At 47.5% G+C, this 21046-nt stretch carries 16 protein-coding genes; 3 read left to right on the top strand and 13 right to left on the bottom strand.

Translation table 11 applies throughout. From position 1 onward, the window contains the following. Positions 1 to 11: 11 nt before the first annotated feature. Positions 12 to 1052, bottom strand: a complete 1041-nt coding sequence (locus MKY12_RS15085; RefSeq protein ID WP_339314400.1) for a M23 family metallopeptidase — start codon at positions 1050 to 1052, stop codon at positions 12 to 14. Positions 1053 to 1261: 209 nt separating this feature from the next. Between MKY12_RS15085 and MKY12_RS15080 the strand changes: the two genes are divergently transcribed. The 3 genes from MKY12_RS15080 to MKY12_RS15070 all read left to right on the top strand — a co-directional run bounded on the left by MKY12_RS15080 (position 1262) and on the right by MKY12_RS15070 (position 4240). Continuing rightward, on the top strand, positions 1262 to 1987 hold the full coding sequence (locus MKY12_RS15080) for a response regulator transcription factor (protein ID WP_339257006.1): 726 nt from the start codon (positions 1262 to 1264) through the stop codon (positions 1985 to 1987). Beyond that, the gene (locus MKY12_RS15075) at positions 1984 to 3753 is read left to right on the top strand and encodes a HAMP domain-containing sensor histidine kinase (protein ID WP_339314398.1); all 1770 of its coding nucleotides are present in this window, start codon (positions 1984 to 1986) and stop codon (positions 3751 to 3753) included. Before MKY12_RS15080 ends, MKY12_RS15075 begins: the two co-directional genes overlap by 4 nt. 70 nt (positions 3754 to 3823) lie before the next feature. Next, positions 3824 to 4240 carry a VOC family protein gene (locus MKY12_RS15070; RefSeq protein WP_209874168.1) on the top strand — a complete coding sequence of 139 codons (417 nt, stop codon included), beginning with the start codon at positions 3824 to 3826 and terminating at the stop codon, positions 4238 to 4240. Positions 4241 to 4652: 412 nt separating this feature from the next. On the opposite strand, the gene MKY12_RS15065 is transcribed toward MKY12_RS15070, so the two are convergent. The 12 genes from MKY12_RS15065 to MKY12_RS15010 form a co-directional block, all read right to left on the bottom strand. Further along, positions 4653 to 5078: an SRPBCC family protein gene (locus MKY12_RS15065; RefSeq protein ID WP_339314872.1), complete on the bottom strand. Its 426-nt coding sequence runs from the start codon at positions 5076 to 5078 to the stop codon at positions 4653 to 4655. Between the two features lie 37 nt (positions 5079 to 5115). Next, complete coding sequence (locus MKY12_RS15060; protein ID WP_339314396.1) at positions 5116 to 5799, bottom strand: helix-turn-helix domain-containing protein; 684 nt, start codon at positions 5797 to 5799, stop codon at positions 5116 to 5118. A gap of 57 nt (positions 5800 to 5856) precedes the next feature. Then, positions 5857 to 7029, bottom strand: coding sequence for an NAD(P)/FAD-dependent oxidoreductase (locus MKY12_RS15055; RefSeq protein ID WP_339314394.1), 1173 nt, complete (start codon positions 7027 to 7029; stop codon positions 5857 to 5859). Between the two features lie 36 nt (positions 7030 to 7065). Continuing rightward, positions 7066 to 8487, bottom strand: a complete 1422-nt coding sequence (locus MKY12_RS15050) for an MDR family MFS transporter (protein ID WP_339314392.1) — start codon at positions 8485 to 8487, stop codon at positions 7066 to 7068. Positions 8488 to 8717: 230 nt separating this feature from the next. After that, positions 8718 to 10181, bottom strand: coding sequence for an alpha/beta fold hydrolase (locus MKY12_RS15045; protein WP_339314390.1), 1464 nt, complete (start codon positions 10179 to 10181; stop codon positions 8718 to 8720). A 188-nt stretch (positions 10182 to 10369) separates the two neighbouring features. Further along, on the bottom strand, positions 10370 to 11578 hold the full coding sequence (locus tag MKY12_RS15040; RefSeq protein ID WP_339314388.1) for a GDSL-type esterase/lipase family protein: 1209 nt from the start codon (positions 11576 to 11578) through the stop codon (positions 10370 to 10372). Positions 11579 to 11595: 17 nt separating this feature from the next. Further along, positions 11596 to 13812 (bottom strand): FAD-dependent oxidoreductase, encoded by a 2217-nt coding sequence (locus tag MKY12_RS15035; protein ID WP_339314386.1) that lies wholly within the window; start codon positions 13810 to 13812, stop codon positions 11596 to 11598. A gap of 99 nt (positions 13813 to 13911) precedes the next feature. After that, on the bottom strand, positions 13912 to 15537 hold the full coding sequence (locus MKY12_RS15030; protein WP_339314384.1) for a response regulator: 1626 nt from the start codon (positions 15535 to 15537) through the stop codon (positions 13912 to 13914). Continuing rightward, positions 15534 to 17273 carry a histidine kinase gene (locus MKY12_RS15025; RefSeq protein ID WP_339314382.1) on the bottom strand — a complete coding sequence of 580 codons (1740 nt, stop codon included), beginning with the start codon at positions 17271 to 17273 and terminating at the stop codon, positions 15534 to 15536. Before MKY12_RS15025 ends, MKY12_RS15030 begins: the two co-directional genes overlap by 4 nt. 91 nt (positions 17274 to 17364) lie before the next feature. Next, complete coding sequence (locus tag MKY12_RS15020) at positions 17365 to 18951, bottom strand: extracellular solute-binding protein (protein ID WP_339314380.1); 1587 nt, start codon at positions 18949 to 18951, stop codon at positions 17365 to 17367. A gap of 65 nt (positions 18952 to 19016) precedes the next feature. Continuing rightward, entirely contained in the window at positions 19017 to 19886 is an 870-nt protein-coding gene (locus tag MKY12_RS15015; protein ID WP_339314378.1) for a carbohydrate ABC transporter permease, read from the bottom strand. A 13-nt stretch (positions 19887 to 19899) separates the two neighbouring features. Further along, positions 19900 to 20847, bottom strand: a complete 948-nt coding sequence (locus MKY12_RS15010; RefSeq protein WP_036726841.1) for an ABC transporter permease subunit — start codon at positions 20845 to 20847, stop codon at positions 19900 to 19902. Between the last annotated feature and the right edge of the window lie 199 nt (positions 20848 to 21046).

Genomic DNA, 21046 nt, shown 5'->3' with positions numbered 1-21046 from the left:
TTTTACACTCTCTATTCGGGCAGTCCCTGAAAAGAATTCCCTCGTGTCAGCTTCTGACTCTGATCGGCCCAGCGGATCTGAACCGAACGGGAAGTGAAGATGTCAGGCCCGTCCGATACCTGAAAATGCAAGTGTGCTTCACTGGAGTTCCCTGAATTACCAAGATGTCCGATGAGATCCCCCTGCTGTACGTTATCCCCTTTATTGACGGCTACACTGCCTTTCTTGAGATGTGCTGTGATGCTGTGCTCCCCGTTTCCATGATCAATGACCACAACATTCCCTGCCGGTTCTTCAGCGTTCATCACGCCCGGCGTGTTATCCGGAATGTCATTTTTGACTTCAACCACCTTGCCATCTGCGGCTGCATAGATCGGTTCACCAAAAGCATAATAATTCTCATTGTCCTTTCCCTCACCTTGATAGCTTGAAGCATCCTGTGTGCGGATAATGTCGAGTGCGTAACGCTGGGTTTCATGAGCATAATGATAGTTGGATAACACATCGTTCCCGCCCCAGAACACAAACCATTCGCCCTTCAATGGAAACTGGAATGCAGTTTTGCTCATCGCCTTATCCGTTGCTTCATGCGTTTCAAGCGGCTGAATCAGCAGCCCCGCAATCTGGTGATTTTCGGCAAAAGAGGCTTGAATCCCCTTGGTCCCCGTCTGATCCTTCCATGAGCTTTCAACCAGATTGTTCATTTTAAATTCCGTAACTTTCTCCCATGAAGCAACGCCTTCCATAAAGCTATCGGCAGTCGTCTTGAATTCGTCCAGCGATATGATTTCCTGTAGCTCCGGACTCATCTGTTTGTAGATGTCCTCCTTCGATCCCTTCATTAAGGTATCCATGAAATTGTCTGGTGTAATCATTGCGTCCTCCTCGGCTCCATTCGTAATTTCATCTGATGGGGCGGCACTGGTTGTCTGTTCTACCGGTAATTTCTCTTGTGGTTCAGATGCTTCCGAAGTGCCGCACGCAGACAACATCACACACGTACCAAGCACTACGGCAAGCAGCTTCCAGCTTTTCGAATATCCTCTGGTCATTTCCCTGCACTCCTTTGTTTGAACGATATCTTTACAGTCCAGTGTACGACATCAAGCTTATCTGCCGTCTAACTTACTCTTACGACTATCATAACTTTGCGGCGGGCTACCTCTCCAAAATTAAGCATCCGTTAAGGTTACCGGCAAGCAGCACAGTGTTTCAGAATGGTATGATACTTATATAAAAAGCTTGGAGGCTCTATTTCGCCATGGATGAAGTTTCAATTTTGCTTGTTGATGATGAACAGGCGATTCTGCATATGCTCCGAACGGTATTGCTCAAGGAGCAATTCCTGGATATTGATACGGTCACTACCGGTGAAGACGCAATTGCTGCATGTGAAAAGAAAACCTATCACTGCATCGTGCTGGACGTGATGCTACCAGGCCGAAGCGGGCTGGAAATCTGCCCTTTTCTGCGTCAAATTACAGATGCCCCTATTCTCTTTCTGACTGCGAAAACCACCGATTATGACAAGCTGACCGGCTTTGCGGTTGGCGGAGACGATTATGTCGTTAAACCCTTTAACCCGCTGGAAGTAGTCGCACGGATCAAATCGCTGCTGAGACGATATTTGCCCAGACAGACGGAAGCGGAAAAACTGCCGCGGGAAGGGATCTATGACTATGGGCGCTTCCAGGTTATGGAGCCAGCCGGTGAACTCAGAGTCGAAGGTCAACCCGTGAACTGCCCTGCGCTGGTATACCAGCTGCTGCTATTCTTTTGCAAACATCCCAATCGTATCTTCACCAAGTCTGAATTGTATGAGCGGGTCTGGGGGTCGGAGGCCATTTCGGATGACAACACCGTCATGGTACATATTCACCGGATTCGTGAGCGTATTGAGGCTGATCCCTCCAACCCTGAATTATTGGTGAACGTTCGAGGGCTAGGGTATAAGCTCATTCAGTCCGACATGGGGCATGGGCGATGAGTGTAAGACGCAGATTGATGACGCGGTTCATTGGCCTGCTTGCGGGTACGGTGGTCCTAATCTTGATCATCGGCGGAAGCATTGCTTACTGGGTCATTCAGCAGCTACATGAGGCCAGTCTTGTTGAAGATTTTGCCACTGTCGGGCTCGACCAGCTAATCAGTACAGCAGAGATTTTGCCGGACGGCAGTGTTAAGTATGATCCCGATCTGCTGAAGCGAATCGAGGAGAACAACGGCTGGCTGCAGATTCTCGATGAGCAGGGCCGTGTGCTGGATGCTTTTCATACCCCTCCTGATGTGCCGAATCACTATAAACCTGGAGAACTCATATCTTATTGGCAAGGACAAAAGCTCTTTCCCTACCGGCTATATCTGCTTATCCGCGAAAGAGAAGGCATTAATTTCACCCTGTTGTATGGAGAGAACAACCAGTCTGTAACCATGCTGGAGCAAGCATATAACGGGGGCCGTTATGCCAATAACAAGCTGGAATTGGCATCCGGGCAGCAGGATATCATCCGCTCGGCGGATGCCTATCTTCAGATTTTGGATGAACAGGGACAGGAGATGGCTTCTTTCAACAAGCCCGCAGCAGGCATTCCGGACAGCTACAGCATCCAGGATCTGATTCTGCGTACACGATACCCCATCCGGTATGGAATGACCACAGTGACCAGCTATGATGAGCAGAACCATTCCACCTGGATGCTTAGTGTTCCTCTTGCGGGCAATCCGGCGGGTAGCAACGTGAACCCCTTCGGGTTTATTTTTGGACCTGCCCTGATTGCGCTTCTGGTATCTATTATCGGCTTGCTGATCCTGCTTGCTGTCTGGTATGCCAACCTGTTCGGTTATCCGATGCTCCATATGCTGCAATGGCTGCAGCGGCTTGAAAGGGGACAATATGAGGAGCCGGCCGGCCCCCGCGGCAGGCCGCTTAGCCAGAAGAAGAACGGGAGATGGCGGCGAAACTATCGGGTATATACGGAAGTGTTACATTCCATCCAGACGTTATCCGCTACCCTGAAGCAGGATAAAGAACTCCGCAAACAGACCGACTCTCTGCGGGAGGAATGGATTGCTGGAATTACCCATGATCTGAAGACACCGCTATCCTCGCTCCAGGGTTATGCACACATGCTGGAGGCAGAGAAATACCAGTGGACTACGGAAGAGGTACGCGAATTCGCGGGCATTATGGTGGACAAGTCCATGTACATGGACAGGCTGGTAAGCGACCTGGCCATGACATATCGTCTGCGCAGCGGCGGATACCAGCCTCCTGTTGAGCTAACGGATATCAATGCTCTGCTGCAGGATTTGGTACAGCGTGCTGAGCGGAACCCGGCTTTTGGAGTGGGCCGCATTACGTTCCAGCCTGCCCCGGTTGGGGTACAGGGTTATGTACACGTCCCCTCCTTTGAACGGATCGTTGATAATCTGACCGCCAACGCCTTGCTGCATAATCCGCCGGAGGCGAAGCTGATTGTAAGTGTGCAGCCAGGTATACAGGCAGGCGATTTCATCGTTCAATTTGCCGATAATGGACGCGGTATGGATCAGGAGACGGTGTGGAAGCTGTTCGAACGATACTATCGCGGCACAGATACAGGTGCGCCCGATGTCGGCTCAGGCCTGGGTATGGCGGTAACCAGAGGGCTGATTGAGGCCATGCAAGGGCGAATTGAGGTTCGATCGAATCCCGAAGAGGGGACAGAAATACGTTTGATATGGGATGCCCGTTCGAGGGCTGGAAGAAAATAATCCAGAGGTTCCAATGTGGTATAATCATAAGAAAATATTTGAAAATATATGACGAAGAGGTGTTCTGCTAATGGCATTAACGTCCGCATTCACGAGCCTCAACCTGCCTGTTAAAAACGTAGCCCAATCGAAAGTGTTCTTCACTGGACTTGGCTTTGAGCTCAACCCGCAATATCCGGATAACGAGACTTCGGTAGCCCTCTTGATCGGCGACAACCTGCAGGTCATGCTGATCGATCAAGCCTTCTTTCTTACACTCACGGAGAAGGAAGCCGTCGATACGGGCAAGTATGCGCAGATGACGATTGCTTTGGAATTCGAGAGCCGGGACAAGGTTGATGAAATCGTGAACACCGCACTCTCCTTAGGCGGGAAATTGCACGCTGAGCCTGAAGATCATGGATTCATGTATCATTGGGGCTTCGTGGATTTGGACGGCCATCTGTGGGCGATTAACTATATGAACATGGATGCGGCACAGGGTTGAGGCTAACGACGAATACACTCGTACTAAGGCTGCAAAAGAAAGACGCCGGGCAACTTCCCCGGCGTCTTCTTTGATAGTTTAGTGTTTTAAACCGAATACAATTGTCGGTACAGCGGAATATGGACCGAATGTATGTGAAAAACAACATACATTGTGCTCGCAAGCAGGCATATGGACCGAATGTATGTGAAAAACAACATACATTGTGCTCGCAAGCAGGCATATGGACCGAATGTATGTGAAAAACAGCATACATTGTGCTCGCAAGCAGGCATATGGACCGAATGTATGTGAAAAACAACATACATTGGGCTCGTAAGTAGGCATGCGGCTTGAATGTAAGTGAAAAACAGCATACATTCAGGCCGCGCGAAGGTAATCTTGTTCATCCCTTAGGGTGATTTTGTTCTAATCAGTTTTTTTCAGTATAGGATTTGAAATTGTCCATGATCGCTTGCCAGCCTGCTTGCTGGAGCTCGACGGGGTTGGCGTTTTCCGCATCGAATGTTTGAATGATCTTCGTCTCATCCCCTTGACGGGCGAACGTAATATCCACTCTTCTTCCGTCTTCAATGGTGTAGCTGATTACCTCATGCTGATTCACGACATCGTATACGCCGCCAAAATCAAAGCCCATGCTGCCATCCTTCGCTTCCATGCGTGTCAGAAAGGTCCCGCCGGCCCGCAGATTGTTCTCGGCTCTTGGCGCATGCCAGTCCTCGGACGCCTGATTCCACTTGATGATGTGACCCGGCTCGGTCCAGTAGCGCCATACCTTCTCGATAGGGGCTTGAACCACGGCTTGTACAGTTACTTTCGTCGGTTGATTCGCTTCCATTTCAATAGACACCTCTCTCATGAACTTCGTCGCTTGGTTACTTACCATTGTCTCCCAACTGTTTGTGCAATATCCCCTGGAGTATTACTTCAATGGCCCAGAAGAACCTCTCCTTGGAGGCGGTATCCCCCGAGAATAAATCAGTCTTCAGACTGTTCATGAGCGGAAAACGTACCGGATCTGCTTCATTATAATAACTTTGGGCAGTTTCCATCAGTCCGTTTGCTCTCTTAGCCTTCTCCAAGGCAACGGAAGACACGTACAGGAGCAACAGGTCCGTTCCCCAAGCAGCGGCCGTAGAGGTGATCCCGCCCTTCTGGAGGACGGTAAGTAAATACTCATTCAGACGAAAAGCATGATTCCCAATGGGAATCGTCTGTAGGGATAGCTCCGCTAATCCGGGATGCTCGATAAGCAGCTCCGCATAAGCCTGCAGCGCTTGAAATAACTGCTCCTTCCAATTATCGTCCGTCAGCTCCGGCAGATTCAACTCTCCGAGACCAAGGTCAAGCACATATGAGCTCAATTCCTGCAGATTTTTGACGTAAACATACAGGGAGGAAGGTCCAGTGTCCAGTTGCTTGGCTACCTTCCTCATACTCATGCCGGAGGTCCCTTCCTGCTTCAGCAGCTCATACGCGGTCTTGACAATCAATTCATGACTAAGGGGTTCTTTGGCTGGCCGGTTACGGCGGCTCACAATTTCACGTTTAGGTTTCATCATACTTTTCTTATAACATGCCGGAAGCCAATAGTAAATACATCGCCGAAGATAACATCATCCTTGTTGCTCATACAGGTCTTGATAAGATTGCATGAGTGCTGCGAACTTTGGAGCGGCATTCTCTGAGAAGCTCAGGATGAGATTTTCGTTAGACACATGTGCTTTCTCTGAGGCATACTGGAACATTTTCTCCTCATATTCTTCAATGGCCACAGCTGTCTGCTTGTTCCGTACTATGGCAAGCGCCAGCTCCAGCGCATCCAGCATCGCGAGATTCACCCCTTCTCCGGCAAAAGGAGACATGACATGTGCAGCATCTCCAATCAGCGTGACACCAGCGCTGCGTTCCCAGCGAAACCCGACGGGCAGCATGTAAATCCGTCTGGGTACAACCGCATCTTCGGCATACCGGATATAATTCTTGAGCGGTTCACTCCAATCGTGAAATAGCTCAAGCAGCTTGGCCTTCGTCTCCTGCGGATTATCGTTCCGGATTTCGTCTAACCAGTTCCGCTCTACCTTGAAACTTGCATATACTTTGATCCGTCCGTTGCCGTTCAACTGGCCCAGAATCCCTTTGTGATCATCCAGGGCGAACATCTTGCCACGTGCGTTAAATGCGGCCAGATCCGGGTGATCGGCTGCAATTACGTTAAGCTCCAGCATCGTCAGACCTGAATATTCCACATCTGTATCGGTAAGCAGAGGACGAACGCGGGAAAAGGCACCATCCGCCCCAATGACAAGATCAGCCACTGCGGTATGTCCATTCTCAAAATGAAGCTCCGTCTTACCCTCGCCCAGAGACACCGCCTTCTCCAGTTTATAGCCATACTGTATGGTAGACGGATCTAGTTTGTTTAAGAGCAAGTCACAAAGCACACCACGGTCAATCTCCGGGCGTCTCTGCCCTTCCGAGCTCTCTTCATCGGCCACTTCATCCAGGTATATGGTTCCCGTCTTATCCATGAGCCGGAAGTCTTCGCCCTCAAACCGTGCTGCCTGCAGAAAAGCATCATATAATTCGGCTTCCTTCAAAGCGAGCTGCCCGGACTCTTCATGGATATCTAAGGAGCCTCCACGTTCATGGCTAAGGTCCTCATGTTCACGTTCATAGATTGTCGAGGTAATACCATGCTTTTGCAGAATCAGGGCAAGCGTTAGCCCCCCTGGTCCACCTCCAATAATTGCGATCCGGCGTTGTTCTGTAGAATTAACAGTTGTCATGTGTAGACATCTCCTTTTGTATAGATAGTTATTTTCTTAAGAAACCTGCTTCTTGCCTGCAAAAAACAAAGATAAAACCAATGCACTAACTGCAAACCCCAAAGTAATCCAGAAGGTTGAGCCGAAGGCATGACCTAATTGATCGGGTGAATGCTGTGCGGGAAGTCCCCTGATTTGTTTGGCCAGAAAAGCCATCGTGATGGTAACACCGAAGGAGGACATGATTTGCTGTGCTGAAGTAGTTATGGGCGTAACACGGCTTATTAATTCCTTGGGAGCTGATCGGAGGACATGTGTATTGATCTGCATCATTGTTAATCCTTGCCCAAGCCCTGCAAAAGCAAAGCTGCAAATAATATATAGAGAACTTGTATGGGCATCAATCTGTGTCAGAGCAAGTAAGGAACCGCAAAGTGACAGAATACCCATGATGGCGACCGGGCGAACACCGAAACGGTCAAACAACCGGCCACCGGCATTAATGCCGACAGTAGATAACAGTGCTTGCGGGATCACATATAATCCAGCCTCAAGAGGAGTTAGCCCCCTCACTTGCTGTAAATACAGCGGGAATAACAGAATGCTCCCGAATAAAGCAATTTGATTTAACCAGGCGACAGAAATGCCATGTACAAAGGTAGGCGAACGGAATACTCTTAGCTCCAGCAGCGGGTGCTTTTGCCTAAGCTCATTCCAGATAAAGATGGCCAGTATAACCAGGCCCCAGGCCAGTGGCGCTAACGTCCATAGGTTGGACCACCCCTTCTCACCTGCTTGATGAACAGCAAACACAATGGAAGTAAAGGCAACCGGAGCCAAAAGCGCGCCGATTACATCCAGCTTGTTGTTCGATTTTGCATCCGATGCAGGTAAGTACCTCCAGGCCATGAATAAAGCCAAGATGCCAACCGGAACGTTGATGAAAAAGATCCAGTGCCAATTGATATACTCGATCAGCCAGCCCGACAATAAGGGGCCAAGAATAGGAGCAAGCAGCATCGGGATACCGAGGATGCCCATTACAGATCCTCTTTTGTCAGGTGGAGCGACCATGAATACAGTGGCAATCCCGATTGGAGCCACCATGCCCCCGCCCAGACCTTGGATGATGCGGAAAACGATAAGCTGAGTAGGAGTGGTTGCCATTGCACACAGCACAGAAGCGAGAACGAATAACACAATGCTAACCATAAACATTCGTTTGGGCGAGAAACGGTCAGAGAACCAGCCGGCTAACGGAATGACTGCCGATAAAGACAAGGTGTACGCCGTTATGACCCACTGAATCGTACTAAGATTGGTATCGAAGGCACTTACTAATTTCGGTACAGCTACATTCATGATGGTGCTGTCTAAGATCACCAGGAACATCCCTGAAGCAACTGCGAGAAGTATGGGCAGTATCTGCTTTAAGGAAAAGGCTGCTTGAACACCGCGGCTATTATTTGTCTCTGACATAAACGCTCTCCTCCTTTCCTTTCATAAGCGTATGAATTAGTTAAGTTGATACATTTATAACATAACGAACACCGTTCGTCAAGAACGATGTTCGTTATAGATTGGAGAAAGCCCCCTTCTTATTTCTATTCTCAGAATAGTATAAAGAAAGGGGCTGCTCCCGAAATCGTTTGTAATTATATCAAAATCGTATATGATTCCACACTATGCTTAATTGAAATGGCCTCGTCTTAAAGCTCTTCCGGATTTATAAATTTCACCTCGGGATAACTGTCGTTTGGCCCCTCCAATAGTTGTCCCCCTTCTCCTTTCAATTCCTTATTAAAGAAATCGAGAACATATTGATTTACGACGTCTGATCCTCTTTTACCATTAATATCTCCTGTGATTCCAGTCAGTTTAATCAGTTCAGAATAGAATTGAAGGTCCGTGAAATTGAAGTGCTGGGTACCCTCTATATAAATCGCAGGCCCTCCCTGATTGATCACATTTTTAATAATGTGCAGCTCTTCTTCAAGTTGTTTGGTGACTTCGTTATCCGGATTGGTACCTTTCTTGAAATCTGTCAACCAGTCTTTAAAAACTCCGGATCTTATGAACATAAACGGCTTGTTTAGATCATCTCTATTGTCCACTTCGATCAGTGACCCGTCCATATTGACCCCGGCCTTGATTCTAGGATCTACATAAGTAGTATTAAACGCTGTTGCCCCCCCGAAGGAATGCCCCATTACGCCCAGATGATCTAGATCGATTTTTCCTTTAAATTGACTTTCGATTGCACCTGAATTCAGCTTTTCAATTTCGTCGATTACAAACTCCACATCTTTCGTCCATATCTTACCGATTCTTCTGCGATCTTCTACGGTAGTCGTCTTGGTGGTATAGTCCGTTACACGGCCATCCGGAAAAATAGTAGCAAAGGTGCTATACGTATGATCGATAGTGACCACGATATACCCGTGACTGGCGAGATTCTCGGCCTGTGAAGCATGTAGAACCCGACTGGTTCCCATACCGTGAGATAGCAGTACCACAGGATAAGGACTTGTAGAAGGCAATATTTCTACATTTTCATAAGAGTTGGTTTTACTATACTTCCAGTAATCGAATACAAAGTCTGGTAGGTTTAATGAATTAGAATAGGTCTGGATATACTTTTTGAACATTTCTTTATCTTTGGGAAAAAGAGCTTCACTCTTCTTGTTACTGCTATTTGCAGTAGGGTACCACACTTGAACCATTAGTTCCCTCTTATCGCTAGGATCTTCAGTCAAGACTTCATCTCTGTTCTGATCCGTAAAATGAAAGGTTTGAGTACCCACCTTCTCCGGACCTTTAAGCTTCGGCAAATGAAAGACTGGCAAGTATACAGACAAGCCGGTAGATATGACAAGCAGAATGACGATGATGGAAGATGAACTATATTTCAACAGCTTCCCTGCTTTTATATTCCCTATATTTCCCATCTTGCCTAAATGCCTGAGTATAACGATGAGTATGAGTAATGCCGTCATCATGTATACCAAAAGCAACTGCCATCTGTATCCTTCTACAAATAATTGAACTACCAATATAACGCTGCTTCCTATCCCCAAAACCAGTCCTGTTGTCTTTGCTCCTCTTCTGATAAACAATAGATCTGCGAGCAGCGCGAAACAGGATAGAACTAAAAGTATCTCAAATAATCTCATTTGACACCCTCTCTTTCTACTTCTTCTTTTGCTAAGATGTAAGCTTAACCAATGAAAGTGTACTCCCCGTGACGTCAATATGAACTGAATATGAACGGACAAAAGAAATGCATCAAAAGCTAAAAACCCTCAGGACGCTAGGATAGCGTTCCTGAGGTTTCATCCATTGTACAATGTCTAATGAGCCATTATAAGGGAGGCTGCACCAGTAACAGCTTCCCAAGCAGGATCACCGTTTGATCATACCACTCCGGGTGCTCCCGAATATGCTCGATACTTCGTTCATTGCCGACTGCCTCGAACACTGCCGCCTTGTCTGTCTTGCCGGTATCGAGCTCGAAGCGAACCGTATGTTGCCCGTTCGGGAGCTCCGGCAGGAATACATACTGATTCCGGTTATGATCGTTGTAGAATGTGAAGCGATCGACAATAAAGGGTTCTCCGCCATCCACCGTCACCTTCAATCTGCCGGAATCAGGTCCTCCGATATCGAATAATCCGATACGGGTGCCCTCGAACTGCACCGTAACCGCCTCTCCAGGATCGGCTGCCCGCCACAGGCCGGGAAACAACCAGCTGTACTCGCGAGCTAGAGCAGAATCACCCGATGTAAGATATGACCATCCTGCAGAAAAAGTAGTCAGACTATCCAGTGGCAGCATGGTCGCATACTCCCAAGGATTAGCCGGGACCAGCGGATTCTGAGGCAGGTGATGTACGAACCTTCCCGGCTGATCTTGAAGCTCTCTAATGAGCTCAAAGGACCGGGTGATCGTATCCGTGTAAATCTGGTGTCCTTCGGGAATGGTCGGATGGATCGAATCATGCGTAAAAATAACGGCGCCGGGAATGGATACGTCTTCTCTTGAGGTGAACACGAGTTGTCCCTCCGACACCAGATGACTGACCGCTACGCCCAGATGGATCGAAGGAATTCCATAATAGTCAGCCACTTCCTCTTGCATTAGAGCGCCCCTCTGGTATTTCCCGGACTGGAACAAGGCCACATCCCGCTCCTTCAGCGTATATACGAACAGGATATCGGTAAACCGGCTCCGCTTGCGGATCTGACGGACAATCCCTTCGATCCGCGCCTTGGATTCGGGATCTCCGCCATCGTTACCGACAAATTCAACAAATACCAGATCAGGCCGGTGACGCAGTACATCTGTCTCCACACGGGCACAGCCCAGATCCGAGCCTGTCCCGTTAATACCTGCATTCACCGCGCGGATATCCGCTTTAGGATATTGCCCACGAAGCCAATCCGCCGTCATAACCCTGTATCCTTCAGAACGCGTATTGCTGCCACCGAAATAGACGATGGTGACCGTATCCCCATTTTCCAGCTTCTGAATGACATTAGGGAGCCCTCTTCGAGGGAATACATCCTTCATCTCGACTTCACCTGACCTCACTTATCGTTTTTAGGAGCAAAGCATTTTACAGCAAACACTTCAAAATAAGGCGAACCATACGTTGCATAGAAATCAAAACGGATTCGGGTGACCGCTTTCGCGTCCACCTTATGTTTGTTCAAGGTGAGATAATTGCCGCGGGTTATGATTGTCCGCTCGCTTCCGTCTTCTAAGGTTAAGGTCAACTCATAATCTTGGATCAGAGACTCAATCGGATCGTCGAAATGCTCCAAATTCAGCTGCGGGTTGAAAACAAGCTGGATTTCGTCCACATTTTTGGGGCTGGCCAAACCAAATTCCAGCCATTCCTGTCCTTGCGTACGCTCAGAAATCCAGCTGTTCGGCAGACCATAAGGTCTGGAGAAGCCGTTGACGACATTCCCCGGATTATACATATCCTGGGCTGGCAACAGCTCCTTGAAGCAAATGCTCTTATTGAATTTCTTCAGTCCGGACGGCTCTTCCGGTCTATAATAGAAGCTGACCGCTCCGGTCATTTTCTCTTCATTGCCGTATACGGCAAGGCCCGCCGTACCTTCCAGTACGATGTAGATTTTGTCGTCAGCCGGTTTCTGGCAGCCGAGGTCCAGCGTAATCCAGTCGTCATGACCGGGTGCAACAGCCAAGCTGTACTCTTTCAACCCGCTGACGGGAATATAATTTTCCTTCCGTTCCCCGCCGAACAGCTTCACCTGCAGGGTTTCCGGATGCCCGGACCTGTTTTTAATTTTGATCCGTACGCTTTCAGCTACGGATGTCTGAATCGGCAGGGCCAGACATAACCCTGTCTCCAGGGAAAGCTCTTCGGTTGGATGAAGATTGTCGTAGCTGCGCTGAGATGAAGCACGAATCGTTAATCCGTCAGCGAAGTACGGGTCCAATTCCTCCTGAAGCCCTACAATCGTCTGTCCGTCCCGGAGCAGCAGCGCCTGCAGCTCGCTCATATGATCCTCAGCTATAGCCGCAGGGTCGGCCTCATATTTCAAGCATAACGAAGCAGCCGTTCCCACCGCCTGTCCCATGCAACCGCAGGTTGCCATTACCCTGGTTGATCCGAAGGCCACATGGGTAGCACTTATATTGCGGCCGGCGAACATAAGATTAGGAATATTTCGTGAATATAAACTGCGGAAAGGGATATTGTACAATCCGGGCACGAAATTCCAGGCTGTAGCCGGCCCCTCATCGTAGATGCCCTTATTGGCATGTAAATCCATATACCATCCGCCAACGGATACAGCATCCCCGAAATGCGGCTTTGTGGTAAGATCGTTCTGGGACAGCATGTGATCACCAATAAACCGCCTGGACTCCCGCTTTCCCGGAATCGGGCATACATAATCCAGGATGAGATTGGCTACATCATCAAATTCGCCGCTATTTTTGATATAATCCCAAATTCCGTACACCAGTTTCCGCAGCTCCAAGGCGATGTCTTCATTATTCTTGATAATATCCAAATGCCCGCCGTATTCCAGCCACCACAATCCTCCAAGCCCGTTGATTTTTCTTGGAAAAGACCGGTGGTTTAAGCCTTGTCTGATACTATCGAAAAAAGCCAGCTTCGTAATATCATAAGCAAAGCCAGGTCTTTGGTAGGCAACGGAATATCCTACGTCACGGGCCTGAAACAGGATCGTATCGCCCATGGTGTAATGGTCCGCCACTTCAGGTGCCAATTCTTCCTTATATTCATGCTTCGCCTCTCTCCCCTGCCGGAAGAGAGCCCCTGCCTGATATCCGACAATGCCATCTCCGGAACAATCGATATAGGTCCGGCTTTCGAAACGGAATTTTCTTTCGGAAGCTAATTGAAGACCCTCCACCCACTTAATTCTGCCGTTCTCCATCCCCGTTTCATGCACACATGTATTCAGGAATAGAGCAATGTTAGCCTCACCATAGACCATGTCGAGCAAGACCGTATCCGAAAGTGAAAGCATAAGCTTCTTGTTGTACAACGGATTATAGTGAAAAATCTTCAGCTTGAGCTCTTCCACCAATCCGCCCTCGCGCGCATAATAGGATGGACTGTTTCCGAGATATGCCGACCCGTTGATATGAACCCTGACCTCGCTGCTCGCATTTCCCCCAAGGACCGGCCGGTCATTTATAAGTGAGACCTGCAGCCCTTGGCGTGCGGCAGCAATGGCTGCGCAGATCCCGGCAATACCTCCGCCTACGACGGTTACATCTGCTTTAATTAGCTCCATTTTGATAACCTCCATGATTAGATCCTTCTCTCATGGTAAGCTTTTTGAGGAGCTTTTTTTTACATAATTTCACGAAAAAATTATACGATTGTTGCAAGGTTATCCCGATTCATACCGGGTCATTTTAATCCGGTATTGCTTGGGTGTATCCCCCGTATATTCTTTAAATAATTTGCAAAAATAACCTTCGTTCACAATCCCTACTTCCTCGCACAATTCCAATATTGAATAATCCCGAACATTTAACAGCTCGAGAGCTAATTGGATTTTTTTACGGTTGATGTAAGTGATCACGCCCTCGTTCATTGTTTTTTTGAATAAGCTGCTAAAATACGATGGAGCTAAATTCACTTCCTCGGCAATCGCCTCGAGCGTTAACCGCTGTTTCAGGTTATGCTCTATAAACTGTATAGCACTCATGATTTCAGCGCGGTGTAAAAGCTGGCCGGCGTGTACATAGTCGTAGGTGAAGTCGCCAATATAGGCAAGCTGCTCCCGGAAAGACATACACTCGATGGGAAACTCTGCTACCTCCGTGGTCAGCTTGTTTCCTGATTTAAACTTCACCGTAATGTCTCTGTACAAGTCCCGCAGCATAGGCACCATGATGGACTTATGGATTTTATGGTCCGTAACGAACTGGTTCAGATCAGCAAAGGCCTGCTCCAGCTCATCCTTGGAGACCTTTCTTTTCAGCCCGTCAAGAAATTCAGCCAGCTTCTGCTGAAATTCTTCTTTTCTGTCATTGTGGTAATGGAAGCGGTGCATAGGTGTTTTTACTGCTTTCTCTGTATGATAATAGAAATCATCACTCACCTTTTGTCCCTCCGTGTACGCTTGTTTGATCGATTCCCAGCCCCGGTGCGGACCTCCAAAAGCGACAGATACCCTTACATTCAAGTATTGGTGCAAATGGGAGACGATCTGCCCCCCTAATGCCTGGCAATCATATTCCGTTTCCAGATCACTGCGGTGATTCTCCCAGGAAAGGAAGCCAATAAAACGGTTAGCGGATAAATCCGCAGCTACACCACTGCCCCCATTCATTACCGTTTCCTCGATGATATTCGTAATCGCATACCTCAGGATGCTTTGATCAGACGCTGAATAAGCGTTCCGGAAACTTTCATACCTGTTCATTTCGACAATAAAACAGCAATAATTAGCTTGGAAGAAATGAAACTGCATGCGGTTGGCAAAATCCGATGCCCGGTGAGAAGGAATTTCGCCTCTGATCAGCTCGTTAAAAAACTGCTTGCGGACTCTATATTTATTTTCAAGCACGGATACGTTTAACGATTGAAATTCCGCTTCTTTTTTCTTAAGCTCATTTAAATTCCCGGCTGCCTTATCTAAAGCCCGGTTCAAATCCGCTTCCCTGAGCGGAACCTTAACAATGTACTCCATTACGTTGGCTTGAATCGCTCTCTGGGCGTATTCAAAGGAGGAATAAGCGGTCAAAAGAATGAACTGGGTACGGGGGAGCGTTAGCTTTAGCTGCTCTATCATGGAAATCCCATCCATTCGCGGCATCACAATATCAGATATCACGATATCCGGCTTAAGCTTTACGATCTCCTCTATCCCCTCCAGCCCATTATTCGCTTTGCCCACCAGATGAAATCGCTTATCCCTAAGGGAGAGCTCTTGAAAAAACAATTCCAGCCGCTGAAGGATCAGATCCTCATCATCAACAATGAAGCAGGTGTATTCTCTCACCATCATGCATCTCCTTTAAACAAGCCTGCCGGGAATACGGCCTGAACACGGGTTATTTCCTTAGGTATACTCGTGATTTGGAGTCCGAATTGTTCTCCGTAGTGAAGTCTGATCCGGTCATGAATATTGTTTAATCCGATTCTTTTCCTTTTCACTTCCACATCACTGGGTTCTGAAGTTAAAATATGCTGTATGGTATCAGCCGGAATACCCTCGCCTTGATCAACGACTTCAATGATGACCCTGCCGCCCTCTCTGTACGCATGAATAGTAATAGGGCCTTCGATCCCCCCTCCGTTATAACCATGGAAGATACTGTTCTCCACAAGCGGCTGCAGCAGCATTCTAAATACCGGAAAGTCTGTTAATCCTGCTTCGATATCTTCAATCAATTGAAAGCTCCGGTTATAACGGATGTTCTGGATCGCGATATAATCCGATACATTTTGCAGTTCCTGGCGCAGTGAGACCTTCTCCGAAGCGTCGGCGATCCCGTATTCCAGGATTGAAATCAGAGACTCGATCACCACATCTACTTTCTCAATCTGTCCGAGCCGTATGACATTGCTGATAGAACCAAGCGTGTTATACAGGAAATGAGGGTTGATTTGCGACTGCAGCACTTGAATTTCCAGCTTGCGTTCAAGGTCATGATGAAGCTCTGCTCCCCGGATCAGTTCCACAATTTGCTGCAGCATACGATCGAATGCCCGGGAGAGATCGCCAAACTCGTCGTTTCGGTTAATAGATATAGTAGTTGTCAGGAGACCCTGCTCCACCCGTTTCATTTTTGTTTTGAGTGCGTAGAGCGGAGTCCTTATATATTTGGCAATAAAAAAGGATACGAACAGGCTTAAGAGAAAGCCCGCAGCCAGAAGCTCGATATAATAGGTTTCCAATCTGGACAAAGCCGCTTTCAAGCGTGATTCATCATTGATTGAGATAATGGTCCAGTTGAACTTTTCCGTCGGTTTTTTCAGCAGGGAGACCTGAGTTCCCTCCTTGGTATGCAATTGAAGGCTTGTTTCTGCGGTATCCAGAATTTGTTCCGCTGATGTTTCACCGATTGAAAACGTATGGTCTTGAATATTCAGGGAGCCTTTATTTTCCGAAAATCCGGCAATGATTTTTCCCGATGCGGTGATTAGAGCCAGATTCATTTGTTCTTGTCTATTAATCTTGAACAAGGTTTCTTCAATGGCATTGAGATCCAAATCTACCGCAATAGCCATAGGAAACGGAGTACCGTTCAGATACCGGACCATGGTAACGGTCCAGCCGGAATATTTAGATTTGTAAGGGTCGCTGACAAAGGTAGTCCTTCTGTTCTGGTCAGCGGCAGCAAACAAGGGTTCTCTTTCAGCTAAAGGTTCATCGAATATCCGGGTAGCCGTGCTTCCGCCTAGAATGGATAAATCGCTTTTGATCAGATAAATATTACTGACGTAACTGCTGTTGAGTTCATACAGCTCTCTTAATTGCTTTTTAATTACGTCCGTATTGTCAATATTGGCTTTCACCGATGATTCCACCGAGAACAGGATCGTCTGGAAGGAGGAGAAATTAACGGTGAAATACTGGTCTATCTTGTCAAGAATTTGGTTAGTGTAATACACATCCGTGGTTCTTATTTCCTTCTGGACATAGCGGTAAGATAATTGGCTGATCAAGATGATGCAGCTTAATACAAAGGCAAAGACGATCAAAAATAATTTTAAGGGCAGGCTGATTCTTCTTCGCATCAATCATCTTCCTTCTGCATCGGTATGGAACAAATCATAGCATATGACAATAAAGAGAGGGCTAAGGATAGCCGCTCTCTTCGTTTAATTTTTACTTGATTAAGCCTGCTTCCTTAAATTGTTTGATTACTGACTCCCTATATCTCTGCATGTCAAACTTGGTCGCTAGTGTATCAAGGAAATTGTCCCAGTTCGAAAGAGGTTCCTTGCCAGTCATAAATTTGACCAGGCTCTCATTAATGTAACGCTGGCGGTCAGCTGCCAATGAATCGTTCGGGTCTTCAGTCAATAAGTTCCCGGGCAACGTGGGCGCCACGTATTTCTGATTGTTCTCAAACGCTTCTGCCGTCTTAGGATTCTGGAAGCTGAAGTACTCCGCATCATCCCCGCGGCGCGGCATTCTGTAATGATCGACCCAGAGGTACTTTTCTTTCATGTCCTTCGATAATTCGGAGGTTTTATTTTTGATCTTGCCGTCCACCACATCCCAGTGAATTCCTTTGATTCCGTAGGCAAAATTCGGATAGGCTTCTTGGTCCGTGAAGAAATAATTCAGCATGGACAAGATCCGGATGATTTTCTCCTTATCCGCTTTCTTGGATATGGCCCATGAATTGCCCTGGAAGGATTTTCTCTCTACAATCTGATCACCATAAGGACCTGTCATTGGAGGAATAACGATCCATTCCGGCACCTCTCCGCTGATTTCTTTCATTTTCTGCTGATAATCCGGCTCCAGCCTGCGGGCGTCTCTGATCATGAAGCCCACTTTCCCCTTAAATAACTTTTGGTCGAGCAAATCGGGCGTATTCATCGTCACCCAGTCCGGATCTACAACTTTGGCTTCCATCATTTTATGGATATAAGCGAGCGCTTCCTTCATTTTGGGATCGGTATACAGGAACACCGGTTCATTGTCCTTCACATCAATGGCTGAGGGAGGATTGACACCGAACATCCACATCAGACTATCGAAGCCGTAGGTTTGCAGATTGCCTTCTTTATTCATACCGCCGATGAATCCGTACGTATCGTTCTTGCCGTTACCGTCCGGGTCCTTCTCTGTAAAGGCTTTCATAACTTCAAACAGCTCGTCAGGTGTTGTTGGCACCTCCATATTCAGCTTTGTCAGCCAATCCTGGCGGATGAAGTAGCTTCGGCTGATACCGTTTACATTATCATAACCCGGAACCCCAATGGTTTGTCCCTGATAGGTTACCGCCTCCCAGGAGTCGCTGCTGAAACGTTTCTGCAATTCAGGAAATTGATCAAGATACGGTGTCAGATCCGCAAGAACGCCTTGATCATAATATTGCGCGAGATCCGCCCGGCTTTTCAAGAAGATCAAATCCGGAATATCTCCGCCGGCTATGAGTGTATTTAATTTAGTCGTGGCTTGCCCGGATTGGGGAATCATCATTTCGAGGTCAATGTTTACGGCTTTCTCCAGCATTTGGCGCTGAATATCTTCTTCACGTGGAGGAATCGGAGCAGCCGCATTGAACGTACCCTGGTTAAACATCGTAATCTTCAATTTGGTTTCAAAGGGACTTTGCTGGCCCTCTGAATTCCCCGATGCTGCCGGCGGTTCCTCTTTGGGTCCCCCACATCCTGACAATACCGTTCCCATACCCACTATTGCTGTCAGCATAGCCAATGTAATTGCTTTACGTTGCATAATGACCTCTCCTTTGCTTCTATATTATCACGGTTTCCCCGTAACAACTCAGGTTGGAATGCCTTTTAACCTTTAACCGATCCCAAGAGCACACCTTTGGTAAAATGCTTTTGCATAAACGGGTAGACGATCAAAATCGGAACCGTAGTCACGACAACTGCAGCCATTTGCACAGCGAACGTACTAACCGTGCCGGAATTGGCAAGCGAATCCGCACTTTGTGTGGCGACGTTAAGCAGGATGTTGCGCAAGATCACTTGAAGCGGCATTAGGCCCGAATCATTGATATACACAATCGCATCGAAGTAACTGTTCCAATGCCCGACTGCGTAAAACAAAGAAATTGTGGACAGGACGGGCAGTGACAGGGGTAAAATGATCCGGCATAACGACTGAAGCTCACTTGCACCGTCCACCCTCGCGGATTCCTCGATTTCTGCGGGCAATTGCTCGAAAAACCCTTTGATGATGACCAGATTAAAGGCACTAATAAGCTGTGGAATGATCAGTACCCATGGGCTGTTCAGCAATCCCAGAGAGCGGACTAATAAATAAGTCGGAATTAATCCTCCCCCAAACATCATGGTGAAGACAATGAAGAGCAGGAACGGGCTTCGCCCCGGCAAATATTTTTTGGATAAGGGATAAGCCGCGATTACCGTAAAAAACACATTCAGCGCAGTGCCTGCAATCGTCCGGAACAAGGTGATTTTATACGCCTGCCCGATCCCGTGAGAAATGAATACTTCTTTATAGGCCAGAAAGGTAAAGGTCTCTGGTATAATCACAATTCCTCTTCTTAACACTTCTGATTCCGGGGTCACTGAAACAGCAACCACATAGAGAAAGGGCAGTAAGCACATCAAGGACAGCAAAATCAGAATAAAATAAACGACGGCTTGCCAGACTTTTTCCCCGGTTGTCAAATTGATCATTTGGATCACCCCCTCACCAGATTTGCCCATCGAATTTTTTGGCCAGCTTATTCGCCGCGAGCACTAAACCAAATCCGATGACCGCTTTAAATAATCCCACCGCCGTAGCCAGGCCAATCTTCAGCCGCTCTAGCCCTTCACGGTAGACCCAGGTGTCAATAATGTCGATCTTCTCCTGATTGAAGCTGTTGGCAAACATGAATATCTGGTCAAAACCGGCATCTAGAATATGGCTTAATTTGAGGATCAGCATCAGAATCATAACTCCCCGGATGCCGGGAAGGGTTACATGCCATAGCTGTCTCCATTTGGAGGCGCCATCCATTCTGGCCGCTTCATACAAGCTTGGATCGATTCCTGCTAATGCGGCAAGGTACAATATCGCGCCCCAGCCAATATCCTTCCATATTTCAGATAAGATAATCAGCAGCCGGCCCCAGGCAGGTTCTGTCAGGAATGAGATGGGTTCAACTCCAGCCTCCTTCAAAATCATGTTGAACAGCCCATCCCCCGGGGCCAATAACGCCACCATCATTCCATACACAATGACCCATGACAGAAAATGGGGCAAATAAGTGATCGTTTGTACGATTTTCTTAAACCACTGGGTATACACTTCATTCAGCAGCAAAGCCAGAAGGACCGGAGCCGAGAAGCCGAACAACAGCTTATACAGCGATATGATAATTGTGTTTCTCATGATGTCCCAGAAATAAACGCCGTTCATAAAATCCGTGAAATTTCTAAATCCCACCCACGGGCTGTCCCATAGCCCCAAAGCCAGGTTATAGTTCTTAAAAGCAATAATGATTCCCGCCATAGGAATGTATTTGAATACGGCAAAATAAACTAACGCCGGGAACAGGAGCGCGTACATCACTTTATACTTTTTTATCGTTCTTATCCATGAGTTCCGCTTTTGGGGTAGGGGCATGGCGTCCGCTGCCAATTTCGCTTGCATATCATCACCTCGTCTCTATTTATAGTTGTATAGTAGCACCCCCTGCCCGGATAAATTTCTGTGATTTCTAGAATTTCTTATAAGATATTAATCTGAATTGTGAATGAAGGCTTTACGAAAAAACCCTCAGGACGCTAGGATCGCGTTCCTGAGGGTTCACACGTTGTATATTACTTCAAGCTAAACCGCGCCGAAATCT

Origin of the sequence: Paenibacillus sp. FSL M7-0896 (assembly GCF_037975415.1) — a bacterium.
GTDB classification, from domain to species: domain Bacteria; phylum Bacillota; class Bacilli; order Paenibacillales; family Paenibacillaceae; genus Paenibacillus_AQ; species Paenibacillus_AQ silagei.
This window is presented reverse-complemented; position numbering and strand designations above follow the sequence as displayed.

Bases quoted from the DNA above. Each gene is read 5' to 3' on its own strand.
- MKY12_RS15055 (WP_339314394.1), bottom strand. From the start codon at position 7,029: ATGACAACTGTTAATTCTACAGAACAACGCCGGATCGCAATTATTGGA.
- MKY12_RS15040 (WP_339314388.1), bottom strand. From the start codon at position 11,578: ATGAAGGATGTATTCCCTCGAAGAGGGCTCCCTAATGTCATTCAGAAG.
- MKY12_RS15065 (WP_339314872.1), bottom strand. From the start codon at position 5,078: ATGGAAGCGAATCAACCGACGAAAGTAACTGTACAAGCCGTGGTTCAA.
- MKY12_RS15070 (WP_209874168.1), top strand. From the start codon at position 3,824: ATGGCATTAACGTCCGCATTCACGAGCCTCAACCTGCCTGTTAAAAAC.
- MKY12_RS15020 (WP_339314380.1), bottom strand. From the start codon at position 18,951: ATGCAACGTAAAGCAATTACATTGGCTATGCTGACAGCAATAGTGGGT.
- MKY12_RS15045 (WP_339314390.1), bottom strand. From the start codon at position 10,181: ATGAGATTATTTGAGATACTTTTAGTTCTATCCTGTTTCGCGCTGCTC.
- MKY12_RS15080 (WP_339257006.1), top strand. From the start codon at position 1,262: ATGGATGAAGTTTCAATTTTGCTTGTTGATGATGAACAGGCGATTCTG.
- MKY12_RS15030 (WP_339314384.1), bottom strand. From the start codon at position 15,537: ATGATGGTGAGAGAATACACCTGCTTCATTGTTGATGATGAGGATCTG.
- MKY12_RS15010 (WP_036726841.1), bottom strand. From the start codon at position 20,847: ATGCAAGCGAAATTGGCAGCGGACGCCATGCCCCTACCCCAAAAGCGG.
- MKY12_RS15060 (WP_339314396.1), bottom strand. From the start codon at position 5,799: ATGAAACCTAAACGTGAAATTGTGAGCCGCCGTAACCGGCCAGCCAAA.
- MKY12_RS15050 (WP_339314392.1), bottom strand. From the start codon at position 8,487: ATGTCAGAGACAAATAATAGCCGCGGTGTTCAAGCAGCCTTTTCCTTA.
- MKY12_RS15025 (WP_339314382.1), bottom strand. From the start codon at position 17,273: ATGCGAAGAAGAATCAGCCTGCCCTTAAAATTATTTTTGATCGTCTTT.
- MKY12_RS15085 (WP_339314400.1), bottom strand. From the start codon at position 1,052: ATGACCAGAGGATATTCGAAAAGCTGGAAGCTGCTTGCCGTAGTGCTT.
- MKY12_RS15035 (WP_339314386.1), bottom strand. From the start codon at position 13,812: ATGGAGCTAATTAAAGCAGATGTAACCGTCGTAGGCGGAGGTATTGCC.
- MKY12_RS15075 (WP_339314398.1), top strand. From the start codon at position 1,984: ATGAGTGTAAGACGCAGATTGATGACGCGGTTCATTGGCCTGCTTGCG.
- MKY12_RS15015 (WP_339314378.1), bottom strand. From the start codon at position 19,886: ATGATCAATTTGACAACCGGGGAAAAAGTCTGGCAAGCCGTCGTTTAT.